Source organism: Shinella pollutisoli (assembly GCF_024609765.1).
In the GTDB taxonomy this organism is placed as follows: Bacteria; Pseudomonadota; Alphaproteobacteria; order Rhizobiales; family Rhizobiaceae; genus Shinella; species Shinella pollutisoli.
The window spans coordinates 68,010-93,101 of sequence record NZ_JANFDG010000011.1; the positions used below are offsets into that span (position 1 = coordinate 68,010).

A 25,092-nucleotide genomic window follows, 5' to 3' on the forward strand; every position below is an offset into this window, starting at 1 on the left:
CCCAAATGATCTACGATTACGTCATCGTGGGGGGCGGGTCGGCCGGCGCGGCGCTTGCGGGCCGCCTGTCGGAAAACCCCGCCAGGCAGGTGGCGCTGCTGGAGGCCGGGCCGGACACGCCGCCCGACAATGTGCCGGATGTGATTTCGGACAGCTATCCGGGCCTCTCCTATTTCGATCCGAACTTCCACTGGTCGAAGCTCCGGGTCTATGCGCGCAACCCGCGCTCCAATTCGGAGGTCGTTCCGCCGACCCGCCTCGAACAGGCCCGCGTCATGGGCGGAGGATCGTCGATCAACGGCCAGTTCGCCGTGCGCGGCCTGCCGGCCGACTACGACGAATGGGAGGCGATGGGCGTCTCGGGCTGGAGCTGGGAGGACATGCTCCCCTATTTCCGCAAGCTGGAGCGCGATCTCGATTTCGACGGCCCGCTGCACGGCAAGGACGGGCCGATGCCGATCCGCCGCGTCTTCCCCGAGGACTGGGCGGGCTTCACCCGCTCGGTGCTCGCGGTGGCCGAGAAGGACATCCCCTACCGGGACGACTACAACGCCTCCTTCGACGAGGGCTCCTTCCCCCTGCCCCTGACGAACGAGAACGACCGCCGCGTCTCGACCGCGCTCGGCTATCTCACCCGCGAGGTGCGTGCACGAAAAAACCTGCACATCTTCGCCCACACGCAGGTCGAGGCGCTGGAGATCGACGGCCGGCGCATCACCGGCGTCCACGCCCATACCGGGGACCGTCCATCGGAACTCTGGCGGGCGCGCGAGGTCATCCTCTCCTCGGGCGCGCTGCACACGCCGCCGATCCTGCTTCGCGCCGGCATCGGCCCGGCGGCGGACCTGCGCGCGCTCGGCATCCCGGTGCTGGTCGACCTGCCGGGCGTCGGCGCCAACCTGATGGACCATCCGCATCTCGCCGTCGGCGCACATTTCAAGCGCTCCGCCCGGCTGAAGCGCGGCCAGCGCCGCCACATCTTCCTCGGCGTGCGCTATTCCTCCGGCTACGAGGGATGCTCGCCGTCGGACATGCTGCTGATGCCGGTGAACCGCGCCGGCTGGCACCCGCTCGGCAAGGCGATGGGCGCGCTCAACGTCTGCGTGAACAAGTCCTATTCGCGCGGCAGCGTCAGCCTGAAGACCGCCGACTGGCGCGACGAGCCGGTGGTGAACCTCAACCTCGCCGGCGACGAGCGCGACCTGATGCGCCTCGTCGACGGCTTCGAGCGGATCTACCGCATCATGGAGGACCCGCGCGTGCAGGCCCATGTCAACACGTGGTTCCTCGCCGGCTACACCGAGGAGGCGCGCTCGCTGTCCGTCCGCAAGCTGTCGAACTACGTCAAGACCGGGACGGCGGCGCTGCTGTTCGACTACGCGCCCTTCTTCCGCGAGACGCTCTTGCGCCACAAGTTCGGCACGAAGGAGCGGATGCACCAGATGATGCAGAACCGCGACCTGATCGTCGACTGGGCGAAGAAGGCGGTCTGGTCGGGCTGGCACGTCTCCTGCAGCTGCCGGATGGGCGGCGACGGCGACCCGATGGCGGTGCTCGACAACCAGTGCCGGGTGCGCGGCGTCGAGGGCCTGCGCGTGGTCGACGCCTCCGCCATGCCCTCGGTCATCGCCGCCAACACCAACATCACCACGATCGCGATGGCCGAGAAGGCCGCCGATCTCATCCTGAAGTCCTGAACCCGATCCGAAGAGGAGCCCGAAATGCGTGAGAACAAGGTCAGAACCCTGTGGTCGAAAGGCGAATGCGCCGTCACCGGCTGGCTGGCGATCCCCTCCGGCCTTTCCGCCGAGATGATGGCCCAGCAGGACTTCGACGCCGTCACCGTCGACATGCAGCACGGCTGCGCCGACTATTCCGACATGCTGTCGATGCTGCAGGCGATCTCCACCACCGACAAGACGCCCTTCGTGCGCGTGCCGTGGAACGACCCGGCGATCCTCGGCCGGGTGCTGGACGCCGGCGCATTCGGCGTGATCGTGCCGATGGTCAACACCGGCGCCGAATGCCGCGCCTTCGTCGAGGCCTGCCGCTACTATCCCGAGGGCGGCCGCTCGGTCGGCCCGATCCGCGCCGGCCTCTACGGCGGCGCCGACTATTTCGCCAATGCCAACAGGACGGTCATCACCATGGCGATGATCGAGCACAAGGACGGGGTCGCCAACCTCGACGAGATCCTCGCCACGCCCGGCCTCGATTCGATCTTCGTCGGTCCGTCGGACCTCGCCGTGTCGATGGGCCACACGCCGGGCTTCGACCCGAAGTGGGACGACGTCAACGAGGCGATCGCGCTGATCGCCGAGCGCTGCACCAAGGCCGGCGTCGTGCCGGGCATCCATGTCGGCTCGGTCGAATACGGCCAGAAGATGCGCGACCTCGGCTACAAGTTCATCGCCTATCTCTCCGACTTCCGCATGCTGCAGATCGCCTATGCCCGCGCGCTGCCGGCCTTCCGCGCCGGCACGCCAGCGCCGAACGCGCCCTGACGCGGAAAGAGGACGGAGCCGGGAAGATGGCTGGATCGCGTCGCAGCGAAAAAGTGATCGTCATCGGCGCGGGCATCATCGGTGTCTGCGCCGCCAACGCGCTTGTGGACGAAGGCTTCGCGGTCGAGGTCGTCGACCCGGTCGAGCCCGGCAGCCCCGGACAGTGCTCCTACGGCAATGCCGGGGGGCTCTCGCCGGGGTCCTGCATCCCCAACTCCATGCCCGGCATCGCCGCGCAGGTGCCGGGCATGCTGCTCGACCCGGATGGGCCGATCGGGCTGCGCCTGCTCGACCTGCCGCATGCCCTGCCCTGGCTCCTGCGCTTCCTCGCCAATTCGCGGCTGTCGCGCGTGAAGCGCATCTCCGACGGGATGATCGCGCTCAACCGGCTGACGCTCTCCTGCTACGAGCCGCTGGTGAAGGCGGCGGGCTGCGAGGACCTGATCCTCAACCGCGGCCAGCTCTTCGCCTACGAGAACCCCAGGGGGCCGGAAGGCAGCGCGCTTTCCATCGCCATGCGACGCGAGCGCGGCGTCAGGGTCGAGATCCTCGACGCCCGCCAGCTGCGCGAGCTGGAGCCGGCGATCTCGCCCGCCTACCGCGCCGGCGTCTTCCTGCCCGAGCAGGGCCAATGCCCCAATCCGGGCCGGCTGGTCGCCGCCATCGCCCGGCTCGCGGCCGGCAAGGGCGCGGTCTTCACCCGCGAGAGCGCGCGGGCGCTCGTGCTGGAACAGGGCCGCGTCAAGGGGGTCGCGGCCGAGGCCGGCGTGATCGCCGCCGACAGGGTGGTGATCGCCGCCGGCGCGTTTTCCGCCCCCTTCGCCAGGCAGGCCGGCGTGCGCGTGCCGCTGATCAGCGAGCGCGGCTATCACGTCATGCTGCCCAACGCGAAGACGGGGCTGAAGGTCAACGTCAACGCCGCCGAGCGCAAGTTCGTCGCCGCACCGATGGAAGGCGGGCTCCGCCTCTCCGGCACGGTGGAGTTCGCCCGGCCGGAGGCGGCGCCCAACTGGCGGCGGGCGGAGATCCTCGTGCGCCAGGCGGCCCACATGTTCCCCGGTGCCGATCTCGGCGGCGTGGAGCGCTGGATGGGCAACCGTCCCGGCACCCCCGACAGCATTCCCGTCATCGAGACCGCGCCGCGCCACGACAACGTCATCCTCGCCTTCGGCCACGGCCACCAGGGGCTGATCGGCGGATCGGTGACCGGCCGCCTGGTGGCGGAGCTCGCCGCCGGCCGGCCGACCTCGATCGACATATCGCATTTCCGCTCGTCCCGGTTCTGACCGGCCATGGGCGGCAACCCGGCCGAGACGCCGGACAAGGAGAGACCGATGTATGAAGAGACAATCGACCTTTTGATCGACGGCGTGTTCCGCAAGGGCAGCGAGGGCAGGAGCCAGCCGCTCGTCAACCCCGCCACCGGCGAGGAGATCGCCACCGTGCCGCATGCCTCGCCCGCCGATCTCGACGCGGCGCTTGCCGCCGCCGAGCGCGCCTTCGGCCCCTGGAAGGCGCTGCCGGCGATCAACCGCTACAGGATCATGATGAAGGCCGCCGACCTGATCGACGCGCGGCTGGAGACGATCGCCCGCGTGCTGACCATGGAGAACGGCAAGCCGCTCGCCGAGGCGAAGGGCGAGGTCGCCTTCTCGGCCGAGGCGACGCGCTGGTATGCCGAGGAAGGCAAGCGCGCCTACGGCCGCATCGTTCCCGGCCGGGTGCCCGGCCAGCGCCAGATGGTCTACAAGGAGCCGGTCGGCGTGGTCGTCGCCTTCGCCGCCTGGAACTTCCCGGCCTCGAACGTCATCCGCAAGATTTCCGGGGCGCTTGCCGCCGGCTGCTCGATCATCCTCAAAACCGCCGAGGAGACCCCGGGCACGGCCGTCGCCTTCGCCCGCTGCTTCCAGGATGCCGGCCTGCCGGACGGCGTGCTGAACCTCGTCTTCGGCGTGCCGGACGAGGTGTCGCGCCATCTGCTGGCCTCGCCGATCCCGAAGAAGGTCTCGCTCACCGGCTCCACCGCCGTCGGCAAGCTCCTGCAGAAGCGCGCCGCCGACACGCTGAAGCGCACGACGATGGAGCTCGGCGGCCATGCCCCCGTGCTGGTCTTCGCCGACGCCGACGTGGACCACGCCGTGGCGACGCTTACCGCCGCGAAGTTCCGCAATGCCGGCCAGGTCTGCACCTCGCCCACCCGCTTCTTCGTGCACGAGAGCATCGCGGACGCCTTCGCCGCCGGCATGGCCGCCAGGGCCGCCGCGCTGAAGCTCGGCGACGGGCTCGATCCCGAGACGCAAATGGGGCCGATGATCGCGCCGCGCCGCTGCGACGCCATCCAGTCGCTGGTCGACGACGCCGTCGGCAAGGGTGCTGCGCTGCTCACCGGGGGCCATCGCCTGAACCGGCCGGGCAACTTCTACGCCCCGACCGTGCTGTCCGGCGTGCCCGAGGATGCCCGGATCATGTCGGAGGAGCCCTTCGGCCCGGTCGCCTCGATCGTGCCGTTCTCGGCCTTCGACGAGGTGATCGCCCGGGCGAACGCCCTGCCCTACGGCCTCGCCTCCTTCGTCTTCACCAAGGACGGGGCGACCGCGCGCGACGCGGAAATGGCGCTCGACGCCGGCCTCGTCGGGGTCAACCATACGATGATCTCCACCCCCGAGACGCCGTTCGGCGGCGTCAACGAGTCCGGCTTCGGCTCCGAGAGCGGCATCGAGGGGCTGGAGGCGTTCCAGCGCACCAAGTTCGTCTCCGAACTGTTCTGATATCCCGACGAGGCGGGCGGGACGCTCCCCGCCCGCTTCCGGCAGGAGGAAAGATGACCGACAGGACCACGCCGAAGATCCTCATCGTCGACCTGGTGGGCCTCGCCCCCGGGCCCGATGGTCGCCCCGACCATTCCGCCGTGAAGGCGCATGTCGAGGCCCGCGGCGGCGTCTTCCACGAAGGCTCCGCGCGCGGCCTGCCCGCGCCCGCGCCCGGAAGGCCGCATTTCTACTACATGCCCATGCTCTCCACCGAGGCCGAGCTTCTGGCCGAGGCGCAGGACGGCCTCTACGACGCGGTGATCGCCGCGGCGACCTTCCTGCCGAGGGGCACGCGCTTCGATCTCGGCGGCGTCAGGATCGGCGCCGGGACCGGCAACATGGGCTCCGAAAGCTGGGGCGGCGGCGACGGCCGGGGCGGCATCGCGCCGCTGATGAACACGCCCGGCATCAACGCGCGCGCCACCGCGCAGATGGTGATGAAGGCGCTGCTCCGCGTTCGCCCTGACCTGCCGGTCGAGGAGATGAACGCGCTGGTGGCCGCCGGCCGCTTCGACACCGGCCGCGACCTCGCGCGCTTCCCGACCGCCAAGCTGGAGGGCCGGACCTTCGCGGTGATCGGCTACGGCAATATCGGCCGGGAGGTGGCGAAGCTCGCCCGCGCCTTCGGCATGAGGGTGCGCATCCACGCCCGCCCCCGTCACCGGAAATGGATCGAGAGCGAGGGCTTCCTCTATGCCGGGAGCCCGCGCGAGGCGGCGTCAGGGGCGGATGCGCTCTCCGTGCATATCGGCCTCGGGCCGCTCGGGCCGGACGGCCATGCCAATGCCGGGCTCGTCGGCGGGGACGTGCTGTCGGCGCTCGCAGAGGGCGCGGTGCTGATCAACTACGACCGCGGCGAGCTGGTCGACGTCGCGGCGCTCGGCCGGGCGCTCGCCGAGGGGCGCCTCGCCCATGCGGCGATCGACGCGGACCTCTTCCGCGATCCGGCAAGCGGCGCGCTCTCCGGGCCGATGGTGCCCTACCTGTCGCTCCTGCCGGAGCACGGCGCGAGACTGTCGCTGCTGCCGCACGCCGCCGCCGACACCGACCATCCGACCCGCGTCTCGGGGGCGATCCAGGCGGTCGACCAGATCCTCGACGCGATCGGGCGGCGCGTGGTGCGCAACCTCAAGGGCGACCTGCCCGAAGGCTACACCGACGCCGGCGCGACGCGGCCCCCGGGCCTCGGCGGCATGACCGCGGCGGGCCTCGAGGCCCTGCGGTCGGACGCCGGACGGCTCGAGACGCTGCGTGCGGCCGCCCGCGGCTTCCTCTCCGCGCTCGACGGCCTGGCGGAGAGCGGCGCGGGGACGGCCGGCGAGACCTTGCTGCTCGAAGGCAACCGCCTCGCCACGCTGCTGCGCACGCAGGACCTCGAAGGCCCGTTTCTGGATTGACGGATGTCGGAATTCCCTCCGGCCGCACGTCTTCAAGACGGACGAACCAAGGGAGAACGACGATGACGATCACCATTACCGCCTTTGAACGCTCGCCCGACCGCGGCAGGGGGCTGGCGCGCGACATGAGCGTCCGCTGGGCGCTCGAGGAGGTGGGGCAGCCCTACGCGGTCCGCCTCCTCTCGTTCGAGGCGATGAAGGAGCCCGCGCACCTCGCCCTCCAGCCCTTCGGGCAGATCCCGACCTACGAGGAGGGCGATCTCGCCCTGTTCGAGTCGGGGGCGATCGTGCTCCGCATCGCCGAGCGCCACGCGGGCCTGCTGCCGGCCGACCCGGAGGCCCGGGCGCGCGCGGTCGCGTGGATGTTCGCCGCGCTCGCGACGATGGAGCCGCCGATCGTCGAGCGCGAGACCGCCGTCCTCCTGGAGCGGAACGAGCCCTGGTACGAGCCGCGCCTGCCGATCGTCGAGGGCCGCATCCGCAGGCGGCTGGACGCGCTTTCCGCACGCCTCGGCGCGGCCGACTGGCTCGACGGCGCGTTCAGCGCCGGCGACCTGCTGATGGTGTCGGTGCTGCGCAGGCTGGAGGGATCGGGCCTGCTGGACGCCTTTCCGAACCTCTCCGCCTATGTCGCCCGCGGCAAGGCCCGCCCCGCCTTCGGGCGCGCCTTCGCCGCGCAACGGGCGGTCTTCGCCGCCGCGCCGGCGGGCTGACGCGCCTCAGTCCGCCGCGGCGAAATGCGCAATCTGGTCCTCGTAGGCCTTCACGAAGGCCGGCCGGGCCGTGGCGCGCGCCACGTAGCCGCGGCAGGCGGGACGCGCCGCCAGCCCGTCGAAACGGTCGACCAGGCGCAGCACGTCCGCCATGAGGATGTCGGCGACGGAAAAGGTCCCGGCCAGCCACGTCCGTGCCGAGAGCACCTGCTCCATGTGCTCGAGCCGGACGTCGAGGAACGCCTGCAACTGCCTTCCTCCCGGCGTATCGAAGGCATCGCCCGCGAAATGGAACAGCACCCAGGGCAGGCTCGCCATCTCGACGGAATTGAGCGCCGCGAACACCCATTCCCGCACGTCGCTGCGGCCGCGCGGATCGGCGGGCATCAGGGCCGTGCTGCGCTCGCCGAGATGGAGCAGGATCGCGCCGCTCTCGAAGATCGAGAGGTCGCCGTCGGTCAGCCAGGGCACCTGGCCGAACGGCTGGTGCGCGAAATGCGCGGCGTCGCGCCGGTGGAACGGGGTGCTGGCGACGCGATAGGGCAACTCCGCCTCCTCCAGCGCCCAGCGCAGGCGGATGTCGCGCACGTAGCCGCGCGGCGCCTCGGGAACCCAGTCGTAGGTGGTGAGAATCAGGCCGGCCATCGAACGTCTCCTTCCGCCCGCATCAGGCCGGACATCCGTGGCGAAGGTGTGGTCAGACGCCGTCCGGCAGTTTCGAGCGCATCATCTCGCGCCTGTCGATCCGCCGCCCGTCGACGACGAAGGTGCCGTCGCCGACGGCGTGAAGCATCCGCTTCTCCGTCCGCGCGTCGTCGAAATAGGCCGCCACGCCTTCGAGCAGCACGATGCTGTAGGGCTCGATGACGTCGACCACCCGGCATTCGATGTTCGCGAGGCATTCGGCGATCAGCGGGGCGCGGACATGCTGCGCCGGCAGCGGCGTGAGGCCGAACTTCGCGAACTTGTCGGTGTCCCTGCCGGAGCAGGTGCCGATGCCGACGGCCGTGTCGAGCATGTCGGCCGCCGGGATCGCCAGCACGCATTCCTTCGAGCGGCAAAGCGCCTCGTAGGAATGGTTCCACGGCCCCGTCGTCATGGCGAACTCCGCCGAGAAGCCGCGCACCATGGTCCAGGTGATGGTCATGATGTTCGCCTTGCGCCCGTCATGGGTGGTGACCAGGACGACGGGCCCCGGTTCGAGCAGCGTGAAGGCCTTGCTGAGCGGCAGCGGTTCCATGCGCGTCCTCGTCCTTGCGGAAGACAGCCTATCACGCCGACCGTGCGCGGCGCAGGGGGAAAGCGCATGCCCCCGCCCGTAGTGCGGGCGGAGGCAGCCGTCGGGCGGCGGCTCAGTCGAGGCCGAGCTTGCCGCGCAGGGTTGAGAGGTCCTCGGCGAGCGTGTTGACGGCGGCGGCCAGCACGGTGCGGTCCTCGTCCGTCAGCTTCTCGTAGGAGACGTAGCCGTCGCCTTCCTTGTACTTGGCGAGGATCGTGTCGACCTTGGCGAAGTTCTCGTCCACGGTCTTCAGGAAGTCGGATACCTTTATACTCAACATTTTTGACCTGCTTTGATCTGACTCAAGCCGTGCCGCGCGAATGCCGGTATTCTCGGGCCGCGCGCAGCCTGAGCCGGATGACGGCTCCTGCGGCGCATCGACGCACGCGCGGCGTGGAAAGGCCCGCGGCAAGGAGGAAGGAAAGAGGGAATCCGCCCGCGGGCGGCAGCGACGGCGGGATCGCTCAGGCGCCGATCAGACGCCGGCAGGCGGCGGCGCTCACAGCCGGCTGAAGCCGTGCCGCATGAGATGCAGCCTGTCGGCCTCGTCGCGCATCGGGTCGTGCACGGCGCGCGGATCGACGCCGATGTCGGCGAGGAGATGGTCGGAGAGCTTGTCGAGGTCCTTTACCGGATCGACGCGGATCGTGCGCTCCTCCCACAGGCGGCGCAGGGCGGAGAGGAGGCCGCCCGACGGAAAGGCGACGGTGAAGGTGGCTGGCGGGGCCGACATCGGACCATCCTTTATGCATGCTTGATATTTTCTTCTATCTATACCTTTAACATATTGATATAAAAGTGAGAAACGAGTACGGCTTTCCACAGCGTCAAGTTTTCCTTGAAGGTCGACATGCAGTCCATACCGGGAATGCGCGCATTGAGGACCTTCGTCGTCGCCGGGCGGCACCTCAACTTCACCCGCGCGGCCGACGAGCTCGGCCTGACGCCGGCGGCCGTGAGCTACCAGATCAAGGAAATCGAGGATCAGCTCGGCGTGGCGCTGTTCGTGCGATCGAGCCGCACGATCCGGCTGACGGAGGCGGGCGCCGTGCTGTTCGACGCGGCGGTCGAGGCCTTCGACGTCATGGGCAGGGCGATCGCGCGGGCGCAGCGGATGACGCGCGGCGCGAGCGAGCTCAAGGTGACGGCGGACGCCCAGTTCGCCGCGAAGTGGCTGATGCGGCGGGTCGAGCGGTTCCGCAAGGTCCATCCCGACATGGAGCTGCGCTTCGACATCTCCTACCAGGTGCGCGACTTCCGCCACGACGACATCGACGTGGCGATCCGCTTCGGCACCGGCCGATATCCGGGGCTCGCCGCCCACCGGCTGTTCGACAACGTCGTCGTGCCGGTCTGCAGCCCGCACCTGCTCGCCTCCGGCCGGCCGCTCGGCGAGCCGCGCGACCTGCTGCACCACACGCTCGTCCATATCGAATGGTCGCAGCAGGGCATCGTCTGGCCGAACTGGCGGATGTGGATGGCGGCGGCGGGGGTGGAGGATTTCGACGACAGCAGGACGGTGGTGTTCGGCTCGTCCTCGGACGCCATCCAGGCGGCGATCGACGGCGACGCCGTGGCGCTCGCCGACTTCGCGATGGTCGCCAACGACCTGTCCGAGGGACGGCTGGTGCAGCTCTTCGAGTTCGGGATCAGGGTCCCGCCCGAGTTCGCCTATTTCCTGGTCTATCCGGAGGAGGCCGCCTCGGACCCGCGCGTCGTCGCCTTCCGCGAATGGATCCTCGACGAGGCGGCGGCGACCAGCCGGTCTTCCCCGGCCGGTCAGCGCTGACCGGCGTTCCGGTCGACCGGCGGCGTCAGACGCGCGGGAAGTCGGCGGGGTCGATGCCGAGGGTGCGCAGGTCGCGGTCCTTCGGGCGGCGGTGGCCTTCGACGGCCGCGGCGGCCGCGTTGGCAGCGCTCAGTACGGCGAAGGCCCGGCCGAGGAAGCCCGTGACGAAGGAAGTGCGGAGGGTGGCCATCGGAATGCTCTCTTTCTTGCTCTCTTGACAGAGGAAAGATGAGGTCGCCGCCGGCCCGGCACAAGCGACGGAACGTCACCCCAGCCATGCAGGGGACGCATGCGGGCCGAAGGTGCCCCTCCGGCCCGCGGGGCTCAGTCCTCGTTCGCCGCGAACTGCGACAGAACCTCGCCGCGCCCGCGCGCCCTGAGGACCAGCGGCACGACGACGGCGACGGCCGCGAGCACGAAGAGCACGGCGGCGATCGGCGACATGAAGAGCGCCGTCACGTCGCCCTGGCTGATGGCGAGCGCGCGGCGGAGCTGCTGCTCGGCCATCGGCCCGAGGATCAGGCCGACCACCACCGGGGCGATCGGATAGCCGAAGACGCGCATGGCGAAGCCGAGCAGGCCGAAGGCGAGCAGGATGCCGAGCTCGAACACCGAGGGGTTCGCGCCGATCGTGCCGAGCGTGGCGAACAGCAGGATGCCGGCATAGAGCCAGGGCTTCGGGATGGTGAGCAGCTTCACCCACAGCCCGATCAGCGGCAGGTTCAGCACCAGCAGCATGAAGTTGGCGATGAGCAGGCTGGCGATCAGGCCCCAGACGAGCTGCGGGTTGGTGGCGAAGAGCAGCGGGCCGGGCTGGAGACCGTATTGCTGGAAGCCGGCGAGCATGATCGCCGCCGTCGCCGTGGTCGGCAGGCCGAGCGAGAGCAGCGGCACCAGCGTGCCGGCGGCCGACGCGTTGTTGGCCGCCTCCGGCCCCGCCACGCCCTCGATCGCCCCCTTGCCGAACTCGTCGGCATGTTTCGAGAACTGCTTTTCCGCCGAATAGGACAGGAAGCTCGCGATGTCGGCCCCGCCCGCCGGCATCGCGCCGATCGGAAAGCCGATCGCGGTGCCGCGCAGCCACGGCTTCCACGAGCGCGCCCAGTCGGCAGCGCTCATCCAGACGGAGCCCTTGACGGCCTCGACCTTCTCCGGAACGCGGCTGCCCTGCGAGGCGACGAACAGCGTCTCGCCGATGGCGAACATGGCGACCGCCAGCGTCGTCACCTCGATTCCGTCGAGAAGGTCGGGGATGCCGAAGGAAAGGCGCGCCTGGCCGGTCTGCTGGTCGATGCCGATGACGGCGAGCGCCAGGCCGACGAAGAGCGCGGTGAGGCCGCGCAGCGTCGAGTCGCCGAAGGCCGCCGAGACGGTGACGAAGGCGAGCACCATCAGCGCGAAATATTCGCGCGGGCCGAAGGAGAGCGCGAACTTGACGACGAAGGGGGCGATGAAGGCGAGCCCCAGGGTGGCGATCAGGCCGGCGACGAAGGAGCCGATGGCGGCGGTGGCGAGCGCCGGTCCGCCGCGTCCCGCCCGCGCCATCTTGTTGCCCTCGAGCGCGGTGACGACCGAGGCGCTCTCGCCGGGCGTGTTGAGAAGGATCGAGGTGGTCGAGCCGCCGTACATGCCGCCGTAGTAGATGCCGGCGAACATGATGAGGGAGCCGGCCGGATCGAGCTTGTAGGTGACGGGCAGGAGCAGCGCCACGGTGAGCGCCGGGCCGATGCCCGGCAGCACGCCGACGGCGGTGCCGAGCGTGACCCCGATCAGCGCGTAGAACAGGTTGATCGGCTGCGCGGCGACGACGAGGCCCTGCAGCAGGAATTCGAAGGTTCCCATGTCAGCTCCCCCGGAAGAAGAGATGTTCGAGGGGGCCCGCCGGCAGCGACAGCTGCAGCAGGCGGCCGAAGACGATCCAGACGAGGAAGCTGAGGACGATGCCGACCGGCAGCGAGATCCAGAGCTTGCGCCGGCCGAAGCCGTAGGCGGTGAGCGCGAAGAGCAGGCCGGTGGCGATCGAGAAACCGGCCGGCCTCAGAAGCAGCATCTGCCCGGCGAGGCCCGCGACGATCCAGACGACCGGGACGGTCTCGATCGGCTCGCGCTCGGGAAAGTCGCCGCGCCAGGCCTCGAAGGCGGTCCAGACCGCCAGCAGCGCCAGCCCCAGCGCCACCACGTGCGGCACCGTCGCCGGGCCGATGCGGGCGTAGTTGCTCATGGCGGAAAGCCGCGAGGCGTCCCACCAGATGACGGCGGCAAGCAGCAGGAGGGCGGGCGCGATCACCAGCGCCGCCCGGTCGGGGCGGCGCCTTTCTGCGTTGCGGGAAACGTCCTCGCTCATTGAACGAGCCCGATGTCCTTGAGGATCGCCTCGGTGGCGGAGATGTCCTTGGCGAGCTGCTCCTTGAAGGCGTCGCCGGCGAGATAGGTGTTCTGCCAGCCCTTGGTCTTCAGAAGCTCCTTCCAGGAGTCGGAATTGACCATCTTCTCGATGTCGGCGCTGACGGCGGCCGTCTGCTCGGCCGAGAGGCCGGGCGCGGCGGCGATCATGCGCCAGTTCTCGACCACCACGTCGAGGCCGCTCTCCTTGATCGTCGGGGCGTCGATGCCCTCGATGCGCTCGGGCGAGCTGATCGCCAGGAGCCTCAGCGTGCCGGCCTTCACCTGCGCCTCGAACTCGCCGTAGCCGGAGATGCCGGCCGTGACCTGGTTGCCGAGGATGGCCGCGAGCGCCTCGCCGCCGCCGGAATAGGCGATGTAGTTGATCTTGGTCGGATCGACGCCCGCCGCCTTGGCGATGAGGCCGGCGGCGATATGGTCCGTGCCGCCGGCCGAGCCGCCGGCCCAGGAGACCGCGCCGGGATCGGCCTTCAGTGCCTCCACGAGGTCGCCCATCGACTGCAGCGGCGAGGCCGCCGGCACGACGATCGCCTCGTATTCGCCGGTCAGCCGCGCGATCGGCGTCACGTCGGCGAGCGTCACCGGCGACTTGTTCGTCAGGATCGCGCCGACCATGACATAGCCGCCGACGATGAGCGCGTTGGGATTGCCGGCGTTCTGGCCGGTGAACTGGGCAAGGCCGATGGTGCCGCCGGCACCCGGCACGTTCACCACCTGCACGCTACCGGAGATCTTCTCGTCCTGCAGCACGGTCTGGATCGAGCGGGCCGTCTGGTCCCAGCCGCCGCCGGGGCCGGCCGGCGCGATGATCGTGTAGTCGGCGGCGAGCGCCGGCAGCGCCATCGCGCCGGCCAGGATGGATGCCAGGAAAAAATGTCTCACGATTCTGTCCTCCGTCAGGCGCGGGTCCCTGCCCGCGCGTCGTTGCTTGCGGGAGGATCGACGGCGCGCGGCGCGGGCGCGACGCCCGCAGCGGCTGACGGTCTTCTCCTCCCAGGTCTTCCCGCTCCGCCTCCACGGACCGCGAAGGCCCAAAGCCAGCAGAAGAAGCTGACATCTACCTGACATCGTAGCGCGCCGGACGGACTTGTCGAGCGCTCAATGCCGCCGCAGCACCTCGTTCCAGTGGGCGATCAGCCGGGCGCGCTTGACCTGGTCGAGATAGACCATCAGGCCGGGGCTGACGGGCACGGGCTTCAGCTGCGCGCCGAGCAGCGCGCGCATGGCGCTCGCCGTGTTCTCGCCGCCGACCTCGGGGCTGACGGCGGCGATCTGCAGTTCGCGCGCCATGATCGTCTGGCCCTCCTTCGACATGAAGAAGGCGAGATAGCGCCGGCCGAGCTCCGGCGAGGCCGCCGCCTGCGGCACGAGGCCGATGCGCGACATGACCACGGTATAGTCCTTCGGCAGCACGATGCCGACGTCCGGATTGCGCGCGGCCCAGTCGGCGGCATAGGAGCCGAGGATGTTGTAGCCGATGGCGAAGCGCCCGTCCGCCACCCGTTCGAGGATGGCCGAGCTCGTGGAATAGAGCTTCACCCCCGCCTCGCCCATCGCCTGGATCACCGTCCAGATGTCGCCGAACTGCTCCTGGTCGCGCGACAGGAACAGGAAGCCGACGCCGGAGCGCTCGATGTCGTAGGTGCCGATGCGGCCGTGCACCTGCGGGCCGCGGCGCTTCAGGTAGTCGATCAGCTCGGCGCGGGAGGCGGGCGGCGCCTCCTCGGCGAAGCTCGGCTTGTGATAGGCGAAGACGGCCGGCTCGAAGGTCAGCGCATAGGCGGTGTTGCGCCAGTTCGCCCATTGCGGCCAGCTCGCGCTCATCGGCAGGTCGCTGCGCTGGGCGTAGCCGTCGTTGCTGAGCTTGACCTGCAGGTCCATCGCCGAGGAGAAGGCGAAGTCCGCCGTGCGCGCGCCGGCATCCGTCTCCGCGACGATGCGGTCGTAGACCTCGCCCGTCAGCATCTCCTCGTAGCGCACGGCCACGTCCGGGTTGGCCTCCTGGAAGCCGAGGATCATCGGCCGGGCGAGCGGCTCGTCGAGCGAGGAATAGACGACGAGCACGGGGGCGGCCGCATTGCCGTCGCGGGCCGGATAGAGGGTCGGGCCGGCGGCAGCGGCGGCGGGGGCGGCGAGGAGAAGCGCCGACAGGAGGGTGAGGATGCGCATGGGCCGAGCTTGCCAAAGCGGGAGGCCGTTCACAAGTGCGCCCCTGCCCGCTACAGTCGCAGGCGAGGAGGAACGCCGTGCGGATATTGCTGGTGGAGGACAACCGGGCGCTCGCCGACGGCCTTTCGGCGCTCCTGAAGGGCACGGGCCACGCCGTCGACGTGGTGCGCGACGGCGCCTCCGCCGATGCGGCGATCGCCACCGAGACCTTCGACCTCGTCGTCCTCGACCTCACGCTGCCGGAGATGGACGGGCTCGACGTGCTGCGGGCGATGCGCGCGCGCCAGAGCAGGGCGGCCGTGCTGATCCTGACGGCGCGCGGCGCGCCGGAGGAGCGCGTGCGCGGCCTCGACCTCGGCGCCGACGACTACATGATCAAGCCCTTCGACATTTCCGAGTTCGAGGCGCGGGTGCGCATGCTCCTGCGCCGCCAGGCGGGGCTCAGCTCCTCGGCGGTGAGCTTCGGCGGGCTGGACCTCGACCTCAATTCGCGCACCTTCTCGGCCGACGGCGCGCCGCTCGACATTCCCGCGCGCGAGCTCGGCCTCCTCGAGATCCTCTTCCTGCGGGCGGGGCGGGTCGTCGCCAAGGAGGCGATCATGCAGTCGCTCGCCGCCTTCGACGACGATCTTTCCGCCAATGCGATCGAGCAATATGTGAGCCGGCTGCGCAAGCGGCTCGCCCCGCACGGGCTGACCGTGCGAACGGCGCGCGGCATCGGCTACTACCTCGACAAGGCGAGTGCCGCTTGAGCCTGCTGTCCGCCCCGTCGCTGCGCCGCCGCCTGCTGTTCTGGCTGCTCGCCTCGACGGCGGTGATCGGCGTCGTGGCGCTCGCCGACACGTGGCGCGAGGCGGTGGAGACGGCGAACGCCGTCTCCGACCGGGTGCTCGCCGGCTCGGCGCTCGCCATCGCCGAGCGGGTGGTGGTGACGGAAAACGGCAGCCTGGAGGTGGACATCCCCTACGTGGCGCTGGAGATGCTGACGTCCGCGGCGCAGGACCGGGTTTTCTACCGGGTCGACGGGCCGCCGGGGCAGTTCATCACCGGCTACCAGACCCTGCCGACCGTCGCCGACATGGGCGGGCAGGCAACGGCGTACCGCGACGCCGTCTTCCGCGGCGAGCCGATCCGCATCGCCGTGCTGCAGCGCTCCGCCTCGACCGGCATCAATTCCGTGCCCTTCGCGGTGACGGTGGCCGAGACCACCATCGCGCGCCGCCAGCTCGCCGAGACCATCCTGCTGCGCTCGGCGCTCCGGCTCGCGCTGATGATCGCGGGGGCGGCGGCCATCGTCTGGATCGCCGTCACCGTGTCGCTGCGCCCGCTCCACCGGCTCGGCGAGGCGATCGCGCTGCGCAATCCGGACGACCTGCATCCCATCGAGCAGCGCGCGCCGAGCGAGGTGCAGGGGCTCGTCGAGACCGTCAACTCCTTCATGGTGCGGCTGCAGTCGGCGCTCGATGCGCTGCGCCACTTCTCCGGCAATGCCAGCCACCAGCTGCGCACGCCAATGGCGATCGTGCGCACGCAGCTCGCGCTCGCCGGCCGGGCCAGCTCGCTCGCCGAGGTGCGCGAGGCGGTGCGCAAGGGCGACGAGGCGGTCGCCCATGCCGAGCGCATCCTCGCCCAGCTCCTGCTGATGGCCAAGATCGACGCGGCCGCCTCCGGCGAGCCGGGTCCGCCCGAGCCCGTCGACGTGGCCGCGCTGGCCCGCGAGCTCACCGCCGACCGCGTGCCGGCAGCCGCCGAGGCGGGCATCGACCTCGGCTACGAGGGCGCGGGGCCGGCGATGGTGCGGGCCGAGCCGCTGCTTTTCGGCGAACTGCTGCGCAACCTCCTGGAAAACGCCATCGCCTATGCGGGGCGCGGCGCCGAGGTGACGGCGAGCGTGCGCACCGACGGCGGCGCGGTCCTGCTTCGCGTCGAGGACAACGGCCCCGGCATCGCGCCGGACCGGCTGCGGCTCGCGCGCGAGCGCTTCTCGCGCGGCGAGCACCGGGACGCCCCCGGCATGGGGCTTGGCCTCGCCATCGTCGAGGAGATCGCCGCCCTCTTCGGCGGTACCATGGTGCTGGAAAGCGGCGCGGCCGGCCGCGGCCTGCGGGTGACGATCCGTTTCCCGGCGGCGTAAGGCGGGACATGCGGATGCGGGCGCCGCCGGGGCGGCGCCCGCGTTTCTCGGGTGGCGGCCGCCTTATCCGGCCATCCGGCGCGGCTGGGCGGATGCCGTGCGCGTCTCCGCCTGGGCTTCCGACGGACGGCCGCGGCCGGTGTCGCCGACGCGGAACTGGCCGAGCAGGTTGAAGAGGGCCTCGGCCTCGCGGGCGAGGCTATGGCTCGCCGCCGTCGATTCCTCGACCATGGCGGCGTTCTGCTGCGTGCCCTGGTCCAGCGTGTTGACGGCCTGGTTGATCTCGCCGAGGCCGATCGCCTGTTCCCGCGACGCCTCGACGATGGCCGCCACGTTGGTGTTGATGTCCTGCACCTGCCCGACGATCCGCTCCAGCGCCTCGCCGGTCTGGCCGACCAGCGTCACGCCGTTCTTCACCTGCTCGCCGGAGGTGTTGATGAGCGCCTTGATCTCCTTGGCGGCATTGGCCGAGCGCTGGGCGAGCTCGCGCACCTCCTGGGCGACGACGGCGAAGCCCTTGCCGGCCTCCCCTGCCCGCGCCGCCTCGACGCCGGCGTTGAGCGCCAGCAGGTTCGTCTGGAAGGCGATGTCGTCGATGACGCCGATGATATTGGAGATCTCGCGCGAGGAGCCTTCGATCTGCCCCATCGCCGCGATCGCCATGCGCACGACCTCGCCGGACTTCTCCGCGTTCTCGCGGGTGCTGGCGACGAGCTTGCCGGCCTCGTCGGCCCTCCGGCTGGAATCGGCCACCGTGGTCGTGATCTCCTCCAGCGCCGCCGCCGTCTCCTCGACGGAGGCCGCCTGCTGCTCGGTGCGCTTCGACAGGTCGTCGGCGGCCGAGCGGATCTGGCTCGAGCCGGCGGCGATCGCATGCGCGTTCTCGCCGACCGCGGTCATCGCCTCGCGCAGCCGCTCGCAGGCGCCGTTGAAATCGGTGCGCAGCCGCTCGAGGGACGGGATGAAGGGGGTCGGCAGGTTGAGCGTCAGGTCGCCCTGGGAGAGCCGCGTCAGCGCGCCGGCGAGCGTCTCGACGTTCTCGACGCGGCCGGTGACGTCGGTCGCGAACTTCACCACCTTGAAGACCTTGCCGTTCATGTCGAAGATCGGGTTGTAGGAGGCCTGGATATAGATGCGCCGGCCGCCCTTGCCGATGCGCATGAACTCCTCGGCCACGAACTCGCCGCCGCGCAGCCGCTCCCAGAACTGCCGGTATTGCGGGCTCTGGCAATAGGTCGGGTCGCAGAACATCGAGTGGTGGCGCCCCTCGATCTCGGAAAGCTGGTAGCCGAGGGTCGCCAGGAAGTTCTGGTTGGCGGTGATGATGTCGCCCGCCGGCGTGAACTCGATGACGGCCTGGGCGCGCGACAGCGCCTCCAGCTTGCCGGCGTCCTCGGCGCTCTTCAGCTTCTGCGCGGTGACGTCGGTCGCGAATTTCACGACCTTGTAGGGCTTGCCGCGCCGGAACACCGGGTTGTACGACGCCTCGATCCAGACCTCCCTGCCTCCCTTGCCGATGCGCTTGTACTGGCGCTGGTCGAACTCGCCGCGGGAAAGCTTGGCCCAGAAGGCGTGGTAGTCCTCGGATGCGGCCTCGGCGGGATCGACGAAGAGGCGGTGGTGCTGGCCGACGATCTCGGAAAGGCTGTAGCCGAGGGCGTGACAGAAATTCTCGTTCGCCTTGAGGATCCGGCCGGACAGGTCGAACTCGATGATGGCTTGGGAACGCTGCATTGCGGCAAGAACGGCGCTTGCATCGGATGCAAGACCGAAAGACAGTGATGGCATGTTTCCTCCTCGGCGGCAGGCCTGATTGAAATCCACAATGGTCCGCCCCGCGGCAGGGCGTCTCGTCGACCTGCCGGCAGCGTGCCATTCTCACGGGTTGGGGTTGGCGCCCCGGACGGGCTTCGGCCTTCCGGCCGGCCGCATCGGGACAGAAACTGCGCGGACTATCCTCCCCGCGCGGCGGGCCTGGGGACCGGCTCGCGCGGCTCGGGCACCGCCATGGTCGCCCCGAGCGTCGCGAGATCGGACAGAAGGCCGCTGAGCATCCTCTTCGTCTCGGTCATCTGGGCGACGAGGCGCCGGACGCGCTCGGCCTCGTCATCGCCGGCGATCCCGGCATCGGCGTCCGGCAAGGCGGAAGGACAGGAGGGATTCGATTGCATGGAGCACCCCGGCGGCTATCTCAGGAACGACGTTCAAATCCCGAATCCGTCGTCATGCCGGAAGCGATACGATCGCATCTATTCGGATAATCTAAAGTAGCATAGCACCCTTGACAACCATGAAACGAAATGCGCCCGCCTTCCCCGCCGCGCGCCGAAAACTGCGTTTTTTCTACTCAAAACCTGAAAATTGAGCGCAAAAATTGCATAAAATTGTACAATTCCATGCAGGCGCCGGGTCAGTCGGACAGGCCGGGAATCCGGAGCCGGAGGCCCATTTCCGTGGACGAGGAGGTCAGCACCAGGCCGTGGCGGGCAAGCGCGGCGAGGATGGCGGCGACCGTCGCGTCCTTCATGTGCTCGCCGTCGGTCTCGTAGCGGCGGATCGTCGCGGTGGAGACGCCCGCCTCCTGGGCGAGCTGCTCGGCCGACCAGCCGAGGATCACGCGCGCCGCGCGCAGCTGCTGCGGCCGCAGCGCCGCGCCGTCGCTCTGCAGGCTTGCCGCATCGCGCCGCCACGTTTCCTCGATGAGGCCGATCCACTCCATCGGCGTGCCGTTCTCCTGGCGGACGGGCGTCGTGCGCGCCAGCACCTCGCGATAGCGGCCGTCGGGATAGAGCAGGCGATAGGCGACCTCGCGGGCGAGAGAGTCGCGCGCGCAGGCCTCCCGCACCTGCCGGACCCGCTCGCGGTCCTCGGGATGGATCGCCTCCATCCAGGCGTCGCGGGTGCACTGGAACTGGTCCTGGCCGGTGATCCGGTCCCAGCCGCGGAGGTCGGCGACGATGCCGCTCAGGTCACGGGCCCAGAAAACCCCGCCGAACATGTCGATGAAGGCGTTCAGCCGCGCGCGCTCGCGATAGAGGACCGCCCGCGCCTCCCGCTCGCCGGCGGCATCCTGCACCAGGCCGACGATGCGGTCGGCCGCTGTCGGCTCCTCCACCGCGATGCGGATCCAGCGCGGCGGGCGCTGGCCGTCGACGAGGCGCACCTCGCGCGAGACGGAAACGCCCATGGCGACGACCGGGGAGATGGAGCGGAAATCCTCGCGGTCCTCCGGATGGAGCAGGGCCGCCCATCGCTGGAGGCTGAACGTCTCGCCGCGCGCAAGCCCGAGGATCCTGAAGAAGCCGTCGGTTCCGCGCACCTCGCCCGTCGTCAGGTCGGCGTTCCAGAAGCCGACGTCGAGGAAGCGCTCCGCGACGTCGACATAGTTACGGGAGGAGACGAAGTTCGGCTGTTTCTGCGGCATGCATCCCACGGTCCTTCTGGGCGGCGCCACCGGCCCGGAACCCCTCGGCGTGCATGCCCAGGGGCATTCCGTTTCAACCGGCCGCAACCGCGAACACCCGCCCTAGCATCCGGCATCGCCGGGGACTATCGGGTGCATACCCGAGGCTACCAGCATTTCCGCCCCTGCACCTGACATGCATCAATACGCTGCGGCGGCGCGGCGAAAAACTACGGCGCGATGATCCCGTTGCGGACGGCGAAGAGCGTCACGTCCACGGCGGTGTGCAGGCCGAGCTTGCGCATCGCCGCCGTGCGGTGGGTGTCGACGGTCTTCACGCTGACGTTCAGCTGTGCGGCGATGTTCCTGTTGGTCTCGCCGAGCGCCACGAGGCGCACGACCTCCCTCTCGCGCGGCGTCAGCGCGGCGAGCGCGGCCGGCGGCGCGCCCGCCACGTCCGGCGAGACGTAGGTGCCGCCCGCCGCGACCGCGTCCATCGCGGCAAGCAGGGCGACGTCGTCCTCCGTCTTCAGCACGTAGCCGCGCGCGCCCGCCGCGACGAGCGCCGAAAGCAGCCGCGGGTCGGCATGCATGGTGTAGATCAGCACGCCGATCCCCGGCATCTCCCGGCAGAGCTGGCGCGCCACCTCAAGGCCGTTGACCCCGGGAAGGGAATAGTCGAGCACGGCGAGGCCCGGGTTCAGCGCGCGCGCCAGCCGGAGCGCCGCCGGGCCGGTCTCGGCCTCCGCGCAGACGCGCCAGTGCGGGCGCGCCATGAGCGTCGCCCGGATGCCCGCCCGGATCATCGGATGGTCGTCCGCGATCAGGACGTCCAGCCCCGCGCCGCCGGCCTCCTTCATGCCTCGGCCTTCGCCGTCATGCTCATGCCTTTCTCCCTCCGCCGCGGCCGTCCTGCGGCAGGCGAAGCCGGACCGTCGTGCCCTCGCCCGGCCGGCTGACGATATCGACGCTCCCGCCGCATTGCCGGGCGAATTCCAGCGTCTGGCTCAATCCCATGCCGTATCCCTCCCCCGTCTCCTTCATCGTGAAGAACGGATCGAACGCCCGGCGCCGCACCACCTCGCTCATGCCGATCCCGTCGTCCGCGACGCTGACGTCCACCCAGCCCGACGGGTTGCCGCCGTCCGGCGGGCGCACGGCGATCGTGATCGTCCCGCCCGCCGGCATCGCGTCGCGGGCGTTCAGCACCAGGTTGACGATCGTCGCCTGGAACTGCGCCCTGTCGAGGCGGCAGGCCATGGTTCCGCCGGCTATCTCGGCGGCGACCGTGATGCCCGGCCCCGCCGCCTGCCGCGCGATCGGCAGGATCTCCTCGACGAGGGCGCCGGGGTCGAGGGTCTCGAGGCGGGCCTCGGTGGTGCACGCATAGACGAGCAGCCGGTTCACCAGAGCTCGCCCCGCATCGAGCGCGCCGTCCATCTCGTCGAGCAGCCTTGCCGCCTCGCGCCTGTCCGCCACCAGCGGGCGCAGGACGACGGTGATGGAGCGGATGATCCGCATCAGGTTTCCGCAGTCGTGCGCGATGCTGCCGGCGAAGCGGCCGACGGCCTCCAGCCGCTGGGTCGCCTCCAGCCGCCGGCGCGCCGCCTCCTCGCGCCGCCGGCCGCGGCGCGTCAGCCAGTCGAGGCCGGCAAGCAGGGTGAGCAGGATCGCCGCGCCGATCAGGACGGCCGCGGCATGCGAGCGCCACGGCCGCATGACGTCGGCCTCGCTGAGCGACACCAGCACCACGACCGGCGCGATCTCCAGCCGCCGGTAGCCGACGACGCGCATGACCCCGTCGATGGGGCTTTCCAGCCAGGCGACGCCGGCATCCTGCGCGTCGAGCAGGCTTCGGAACGGCTCGGCATCGGCGAAGGACGTGCCGATCGCCTGCTCGCTGGCCGGCGAGCGGGCGAGCAGGGTGCCGTCGGAGAGGAAGAGCGCGATCGTTCCGCCGCCCACCCAGAGGCGCCGGTAGAAGCTCTCGAAATAGAGCGGCTCGACGGCGGCGACGGCGATCCCGCCAAAGCCGCCGTCCGCCGCGTCGATCCGCCGGCCGAGGCTGATGAACCACACGCCGCGCGAGCGGCTCTTCAGCGGCCGGCCGATGTGCAGGCCGAGGGCGGGATCGTCCCGGTGGACCCGGAAATAGTCCCGGTCGGCGAGGCTGACCCGGGGCGTGGCCGGAAAGTCCGTGTCGTGGGAGATGTAGCCGTCGCGGCCGATGACGAAGAGCGCGCGCACGAACGGCATGGCGGCGAGCCGCTTGTGCAGCCGGGCGCGGAAGGTGGGATCGTTGTCGGCAAGGCCGGGGGCGGCCGCAAGCTCGCCGGCGATGTCCTGCAGGTTGACGTCGACGGACTGGATCGTGCGGGCGACCTGCTCCGACATCACGTGGATGAGGTTCGCGACGTTGCGCTCGGCATCCTCGCGCGCGGCCGCGTCGCTGCGCCAGAGTTCGTAGGCGAGCAGCAGGGCGATGCTCAGGCCGAGGATCAGCGTCGGCAGCGACCGCAGCGACTGTCGTGCCCGGTTGGCGAATGCGTCAGCGGAAACCGGCAAAACCAACTCGCAAATCCACTCCTCCCGGCGCCCTCGCGACGACGGGCGCTAAAGGGCGCGTCCTCGCTGCGGAACCATTCACGGCGTGGGCGATTCGGACTCCCTGCATCCTGTTCGTCGAACGACGCGCCCTGCCATGAGTATGCAAACAGCGGACAGTCCACTCCGAAACTTCCAGCCCGTCAGTCACTATAATGACTGGTAAACCTGAAGACTCCCTTATCGCTATGCGCACCATGCGTATGGCAAAGATTCTCGGAGAGAACGTTCGGAAAACCCGCCTGAAGCGCGGGATGACCTTGGAGGCGCTGGCAACCGAGGTCGGCCTCGCCTATTCCTACATGGGCGGAATCGAGCGCGGACAGAAGAATCCCACGCTCGACGTGGTGGAACGGATCGCAAGCGCGCTCGACATCGAGCCGGTCTCGCTCCTGTCGAGGCCGGAGGAATAGGCCCCGCGGCCGGCTCCATGCCTTTCCCGGAATGGCACAGACCCCGCCGCGGCCGGGTCAGACGCGCACGGCCCGGGCCTGATAGGCCGGGACGCCGAACAGGCGCCGGTACCGTTCGATCTCGGCGGGGTCGCCGGTCGCCTTGGCGGGATTGTCCGACAGCTTGACGGCGGGACGCCCGCCGGCGCTCGTGACCTTGCAGACGAGCGAGATCGGGTCGAGGCCGGCGCCGCCGTCCGGGTCGCAGCCCTGGAAATCGTTGGTGAGGTTCGTTCCCCAGCCGAAGCTCATCCGCACGCGCCCGTGGAAATGCCGGTAGGTCTCCTCGATACTGTCGACATCCATGGCGTCGGAGAAGATCAGCAGCTTCTCGCGCGGGTCGCGGCCCTTCTGCCGCCACCAGCGGATGATCTGCTCGCCGCCGGCGACGGGCGGGGCGCTGTCGGGGCGGAAGCCCGTCCAGTCGGCGACCCAGTCCGGCGCCCCGGCGAGAAAGGCCTTCGTGCCGAAGGCATCGGGCAGGACGATCAGCAGGTTGCCGTTGTAGTGCTGCCGCCACTCCTCCAGCACCCGGTAGGGCGCGTCGACGAGCGCGGCGTCGTCGGGCGCAAGGGCCGCGGCGACCATCGGCAGCTCGTGCGCGTTGGTGCCGATCGCCTCCAGGTCGGCATCCATCGCCAGCAGCACGTTGGAGGTGCCGATGAAGCGGTCGCCGAGCCCCTCCTTGAGGGCCTCGACGCACCAGCGCTGCCAGAGGAAGCCGTGGCGCCGGCGCGTCCCGAAATCGGATATGGCGAGGTCCGGCAGCGCCTGCAGGCGCGCCACCTTCTCCCAGAGCTTCGACTTGGCGCGCGCATAGAGGATATCGAGCGCGAAGCGCCCCCTGTCGCGCATGGCGGCGCGCGACTTCAGCTCGTTGACGATCGCCAGCGCCGGGACCTCCCACATCGTCGTGCAGGCCCAGGGTCCCTCGAACACCAGCTCGTACTGCCCGTCCGCCTTGCGCAGCTCGTAGCCCGGCAGGCGGAAGGTGGAAAGCCAGCCGATGAAATCGGGCGCGAACATGCGGGCCTTGCCGTAGAAGCTGTTGCCAGACAGCCAGATCAGCTCCTTCTTCGTGAAGCGCAGGCTGCGCGCATGGTCGAGCTGGGCGCGCAGCTCCCCCTCGTCGACGATCTCGGCCAGGCGGACGCTCCGCGTGCGGTTTATCAGCGAGAAGGTCGCCGTCACGTCCGGATGCCGCCGCCAGATCATCTGCAGCATCAGCAGCTTGTAGAAATCCGTGTCCAGCAGGCTGCGCACGATCGGGTCGAGGCGGAAGTTGTGATTGTAGGTGCGCGTCGCGACGTCGGTAACGGTCATGCCGGCCACTCCTCGGCGGGGCGTCGGGCCCCGGTTTGCCATCCGCCGCCAGTATGAGCATGCCTGCCGCCGTCGCGATAGCCGCAAATTCGACGGGCGAACCGGCGGGCCG

25 protein-coding genes are annotated in these 25,092 nt (G+C 70.0%); 10 read left to right on the top strand and 15 right to left on the bottom strand.

What is annotated here, in order from left to right:
* Nucleotides 1–5: 5 nt before the first annotated feature.
* The 6 genes from NNZ72_RS10865 to NNZ72_RS10890 all read left to right on the top strand — a co-directional run bounded on the left by NNZ72_RS10865 (nucleotide 6) and on the right by NNZ72_RS10890 (nucleotide 7,424).
* Nucleotides 6–1,697, top strand: a complete 1,692-nt coding sequence (locus NNZ72_RS10865) for a GMC family oxidoreductase (protein ID WP_257315329.1) — start codon at nucleotides 6–8, stop codon at nucleotides 1,695–1,697.
* A 24-nt stretch (nucleotides 1,698–1,721) separates the two neighbouring features.
* The gene (locus NNZ72_RS10870; RefSeq protein WP_257315331.1) at nucleotides 1,722–2,504 is read left to right on the top strand and encodes an HpcH/HpaI aldolase family protein; all 783 of its coding nucleotides are present in this window, start codon (nucleotides 1,722–1,724) and stop codon (nucleotides 2,502–2,504) included.
* Nucleotides 2,505–2,530: 26 nt separating this feature from the next.
* Nucleotides 2,531–3,790, top strand: a complete 1,260-nt coding sequence (locus NNZ72_RS10875; RefSeq protein ID WP_257315332.1) for an NAD(P)/FAD-dependent oxidoreductase — start codon at nucleotides 2,531–2,533, stop codon at nucleotides 3,788–3,790.
* 48 nt (nucleotides 3,791–3,838) lie between these two features.
* Nucleotides 3,839–5,272 (top strand): NAD-dependent succinate-semialdehyde dehydrogenase, encoded by a 1,434-nt coding sequence (locus NNZ72_RS10880; protein ID WP_257315333.1) that lies wholly within the window; start codon nucleotides 3,839–3,841, stop codon nucleotides 5,270–5,272.
* 53 nt (nucleotides 5,273–5,325) lie between these two features.
* Nucleotides 5,326–6,711, top strand: coding sequence for an NAD(P)-dependent oxidoreductase (locus NNZ72_RS10885; RefSeq protein WP_371747747.1), 1,386 nt, complete (start codon nucleotides 5,326–5,328; stop codon nucleotides 6,709–6,711).
* 62 nt (nucleotides 6,712–6,773) lie between these two features.
* A complete protein-coding gene (locus NNZ72_RS10890; protein WP_257315335.1) occupies nucleotides 6,774–7,424 on the top strand; it encodes a glutathione S-transferase family protein in 651 nt (216 codons plus the stop codon).
* Between the two features lie 6 nt (nucleotides 7,425–7,430).
* Here NNZ72_RS10890 and NNZ72_RS10895 read toward each other — a convergent pair whose 3' ends face one another.
* From NNZ72_RS10895 to NNZ72_RS10910, 4 genes are all read right to left on the bottom strand, one after another.
* Complete coding sequence (locus NNZ72_RS10895; protein WP_257315336.1) at nucleotides 7,431–8,069, bottom strand: glutathione S-transferase family protein; 639 nt, start codon at nucleotides 8,067–8,069, stop codon at nucleotides 7,431–7,433.
* 52 nt (nucleotides 8,070–8,121) lie between these two features.
* Nucleotides 8,122–8,664, bottom strand: coding sequence for a flavin reductase family protein (locus NNZ72_RS10900; protein WP_257315337.1), 543 nt, complete (start codon nucleotides 8,662–8,664; stop codon nucleotides 8,122–8,124).
* A gap of 112 nt (nucleotides 8,665–8,776) precedes the next feature.
* On the bottom strand, nucleotides 8,777–8,983 hold the full coding sequence (locus NNZ72_RS10905) for a hypothetical protein (RefSeq protein WP_306766265.1): 207 nt from the start codon (nucleotides 8,981–8,983) through the stop codon (nucleotides 8,777–8,779).
* A 219-nt stretch (nucleotides 8,984–9,202) separates the two neighbouring features.
* A complete protein-coding gene (locus tag NNZ72_RS10910; RefSeq protein ID WP_257315338.1) occupies nucleotides 9,203–9,436 on the bottom strand; it encodes a hypothetical protein in 234 nt (77 codons plus the stop codon).
* Nucleotides 9,437–9,553: 117 nt separating this feature from the next.
* On the opposite strand from NNZ72_RS10910, the gene gcvA reads away from it, so the two are divergent.
* Entirely contained in the window at nucleotides 9,554–10,492 is a 939-nt protein-coding gene (gcvA, locus tag NNZ72_RS10915) for a transcriptional regulator GcvA (protein ID WP_257315339.1), read from the top strand.
* A gap of 25 nt (nucleotides 10,493–10,517) precedes the next feature.
* Here the strand turns inward: gcvA and NNZ72_RS10920 are convergent, their stop codons facing one another.
* The 5 genes from NNZ72_RS10920 to NNZ72_RS10940 all read right to left on the bottom strand — a co-directional run bounded on the left by NNZ72_RS10920 (nucleotide 10,518) and on the right by NNZ72_RS10940 (nucleotide 15,064).
* Nucleotides 10,518–10,682, bottom strand: a complete 165-nt coding sequence (locus tag NNZ72_RS10920; protein WP_257315340.1) for a hypothetical protein — start codon at nucleotides 10,680–10,682, stop codon at nucleotides 10,518–10,520.
* 134 nt (nucleotides 10,683–10,816) lie between these two features.
* Entirely contained in the window at nucleotides 10,817–12,334 is a 1,518-nt protein-coding gene (locus NNZ72_RS10925) for a tripartite tricarboxylate transporter permease (protein ID WP_257315341.1), read from the bottom strand.
* 1 nt (nucleotide 12,335) lies between these two features.
* Nucleotides 12,336–12,836: a tripartite tricarboxylate transporter TctB family protein gene (locus NNZ72_RS10930; protein WP_257315342.1), complete on the bottom strand. Its 501-nt coding sequence runs from the start codon at nucleotides 12,834–12,836 to the stop codon at nucleotides 12,336–12,338.
* Nucleotides 12,833–13,777 (bottom strand): Bug family tripartite tricarboxylate transporter substrate binding protein, encoded by a 945-nt coding sequence (locus NNZ72_RS10935; RefSeq protein ID WP_257315343.1) that lies wholly within the window; start codon nucleotides 13,775–13,777, stop codon nucleotides 12,833–12,835. The genes NNZ72_RS10930 and NNZ72_RS10935 overlap by 4 nt, the downstream gene beginning before the upstream one ends.
* 216 nt (nucleotides 13,778–13,993) lie before the next feature.
* Nucleotides 13,994–15,064, bottom strand: a complete 1,071-nt coding sequence (locus NNZ72_RS10940; protein WP_257315344.1) for an ABC transporter substrate-binding protein — start codon at nucleotides 15,062–15,064, stop codon at nucleotides 13,994–13,996.
* Between the two features lie 77 nt (nucleotides 15,065–15,141).
* On the opposite strand from NNZ72_RS10940, the gene NNZ72_RS10945 reads away from it, so the two are divergent.
* Nucleotides 15,142–15,816 (top strand): response regulator, encoded by a 675-nt coding sequence (locus tag NNZ72_RS10945; protein WP_257315345.1) that lies wholly within the window; start codon nucleotides 15,142–15,144, stop codon nucleotides 15,814–15,816.
* Between the two features lie 2 nt (nucleotides 15,817–15,818).
* The gene (locus tag NNZ72_RS10950) at nucleotides 15,819–17,198 is read left to right on the top strand and encodes a sensor histidine kinase (RefSeq protein ID WP_257315397.1); all 1,380 of its coding nucleotides are present in this window, start codon (nucleotides 15,819–15,821) and stop codon (nucleotides 17,196–17,198) included.
* A gap of 63 nt (nucleotides 17,199–17,261) precedes the next feature.
* On the opposite strand, the gene NNZ72_RS10955 is transcribed toward NNZ72_RS10950, so the two are convergent.
* The 5 genes from NNZ72_RS10955 to NNZ72_RS10975 form a co-directional block, all read right to left on the bottom strand.
* Nucleotides 17,262–18,986, bottom strand: coding sequence for a methyl-accepting chemotaxis protein (locus NNZ72_RS10955; RefSeq protein ID WP_257315346.1), 1,725 nt, complete (start codon nucleotides 18,984–18,986; stop codon nucleotides 17,262–17,264).
* Nucleotides 18,987–19,150: 164 nt separating this feature from the next.
* Nucleotides 19,151–19,369, bottom strand: a complete 219-nt coding sequence (locus NNZ72_RS10960; RefSeq protein WP_257315347.1) for a hypothetical protein — start codon at nucleotides 19,367–19,369, stop codon at nucleotides 19,151–19,153.
* A gap of 239 nt (nucleotides 19,370–19,608) precedes the next feature.
* The gene (locus tag NNZ72_RS10965; RefSeq protein ID WP_257315348.1) at nucleotides 19,609–20,622 is read right to left on the bottom strand and encodes a PAS domain-containing protein; all 1,014 of its coding nucleotides are present in this window, start codon (nucleotides 20,620–20,622) and stop codon (nucleotides 19,609–19,611) included.
* A gap of 209 nt (nucleotides 20,623–20,831) precedes the next feature.
* The gene (locus NNZ72_RS10970; protein ID WP_257315349.1) at nucleotides 20,832–21,461 is read right to left on the bottom strand and encodes a response regulator; all 630 of its coding nucleotides are present in this window, start codon (nucleotides 21,459–21,461) and stop codon (nucleotides 20,832–20,834) included.
* Nucleotides 21,462–21,483: 22 nt separating this feature from the next.
* Complete coding sequence (locus NNZ72_RS10975; protein WP_257315350.1) at nucleotides 21,484–23,166, bottom strand: hybrid sensor histidine kinase/response regulator family protein; 1,683 nt, start codon at nucleotides 23,164–23,166, stop codon at nucleotides 21,484–21,486.
* Between the two features lie 242 nt (nucleotides 23,167–23,408).
* Here NNZ72_RS10975 and NNZ72_RS10980 point away from each other — a divergent pair, with 242 nt between their 5' ends.
* On the top strand, nucleotides 23,409–23,618 hold the full coding sequence (locus tag NNZ72_RS10980; protein ID WP_257315351.1) for a helix-turn-helix domain-containing protein: 210 nt from the start codon (nucleotides 23,409–23,411) through the stop codon (nucleotides 23,616–23,618).
* 57 nt (nucleotides 23,619–23,675) lie between these two features.
* On the opposite strand, the gene pncB is transcribed toward NNZ72_RS10980, so the two are convergent.
* Nucleotides 23,676–24,980, bottom strand: a complete 1,305-nt coding sequence (gene pncB / locus NNZ72_RS10985) for a nicotinate phosphoribosyltransferase (RefSeq protein WP_257315352.1) — start codon at nucleotides 24,978–24,980, stop codon at nucleotides 23,676–23,678.
* Nucleotides 24,981–25,092: the final 112 nt, after the last annotated feature.

What these genes read in the sequence shown, in the direction of transcription:
- NNZ72_RS10920 (WP_257315340.1), bottom strand. Translation starts at nt 10,682, where the DNA reads ATGGCCACCCTCCGCACTTCCTTCGTCACGGGCTTCCTCGGCCGGGCC.
- NNZ72_RS10925 (WP_257315341.1), bottom strand. Translation starts at nt 12,334, where the DNA reads ATGGGAACCTTCGAATTCCTGCTGCAGGGCCTCGTCGTCGCCGCGCAG.
- NNZ72_RS10900 (WP_257315337.1), bottom strand. Translation starts at nt 8,664, where the DNA reads ATGGAACCGCTGCCGCTCAGCAAGGCCTTCACGCTGCTCGAACCGGGG.
- NNZ72_RS10930 (WP_257315342.1), bottom strand. Translation starts at nt 12,836, where the DNA reads ATGAGCGAGGACGTTTCCCGCAACGCAGAAAGGCGCCGCCCCGACCGG.
- NNZ72_RS10970 (WP_257315349.1), bottom strand. Translation starts at nt 21,461, where the DNA reads ATGAAGGAGGCCGGCGGCGCGGGGCTGGACGTCCTGATCGCGGACGAC.
- NNZ72_RS10890 (WP_257315335.1), top strand. Translation starts at nt 6,774, where the DNA reads ATGACGATCACCATTACCGCCTTTGAACGCTCGCCCGACCGCGGCAGG.
- NNZ72_RS10910 (WP_257315338.1), bottom strand. Translation starts at nt 9,436, where the DNA reads ATGTCGGCCCCGCCAGCCACCTTCACCGTCGCCTTTCCGTCGGGCGGC.
- NNZ72_RS10895 (WP_257315336.1), bottom strand. Translation starts at nt 8,069, where the DNA reads ATGGCCGGCCTGATTCTCACCACCTACGACTGGGTTCCCGAGGCGCCG.
- NNZ72_RS10875 (WP_257315332.1), top strand. Translation starts at nt 2,531, where the DNA reads ATGGCTGGATCGCGTCGCAGCGAAAAAGTGATCGTCATCGGCGCGGGC.
- NNZ72_RS10870 (WP_257315331.1), top strand. Translation starts at nt 1,722, where the DNA reads ATGCGTGAGAACAAGGTCAGAACCCTGTGGTCGAAAGGCGAATGCGCC.
- pncB (WP_257315352.1), bottom strand. Translation starts at nt 24,980, where the DNA reads ATGACCGTTACCGACGTCGCGACGCGCACCTACAATCACAACTTCCGC.
- NNZ72_RS10885 (WP_371747747.1), top strand. Translation starts at nt 5,326, where the DNA reads ATGACCGACAGGACCACGCCGAAGATCCTCATCGTCGACCTGGTGGGC.
- NNZ72_RS10940 (WP_257315344.1), bottom strand. Translation starts at nt 15,064, where the DNA reads ATGCGCATCCTCACCCTCCTGTCGGCGCTTCTCCTCGCCGCCCCCGCC.
- NNZ72_RS10955 (WP_257315346.1), bottom strand. Translation starts at nt 18,986, where the DNA reads ATGCCATCACTGTCTTTCGGTCTTGCATCCGATGCAAGCGCCGTTCTT.
- gcvA (WP_257315339.1), top strand. Translation starts at nt 9,554, where the DNA reads ATGCAGTCCATACCGGGAATGCGCGCATTGAGGACCTTCGTCGTCGCC.
- NNZ72_RS10865 (WP_257315329.1), top strand. Translation starts at nt 6, where the DNA reads ATGATCTACGATTACGTCATCGTGGGGGGCGGGTCGGCCGGCGCGGCG.
- NNZ72_RS10880 (WP_257315333.1), top strand. Translation starts at nt 3,839, where the DNA reads ATGTATGAAGAGACAATCGACCTTTTGATCGACGGCGTGTTCCGCAAG.
- NNZ72_RS10980 (WP_257315351.1), top strand. Translation starts at nt 23,409, where the DNA reads ATGGCAAAGATTCTCGGAGAGAACGTTCGGAAAACCCGCCTGAAGCGC.
- NNZ72_RS10960 (WP_257315347.1), bottom strand. Translation starts at nt 19,369, where the DNA reads ATGCAATCGAATCCCTCCTGTCCTTCCGCCTTGCCGGACGCCGATGCC.
- NNZ72_RS10965 (WP_257315348.1), bottom strand. Translation starts at nt 20,622, where the DNA reads ATGCCGCAGAAACAGCCGAACTTCGTCTCCTCCCGTAACTATGTCGAC.
- NNZ72_RS10905 (WP_306766265.1), bottom strand. Translation starts at nt 8,983, where the DNA reads ATGTTGAGTATAAAGGTATCCGACTTCCTGAAGACCGTGGACGAGAAC.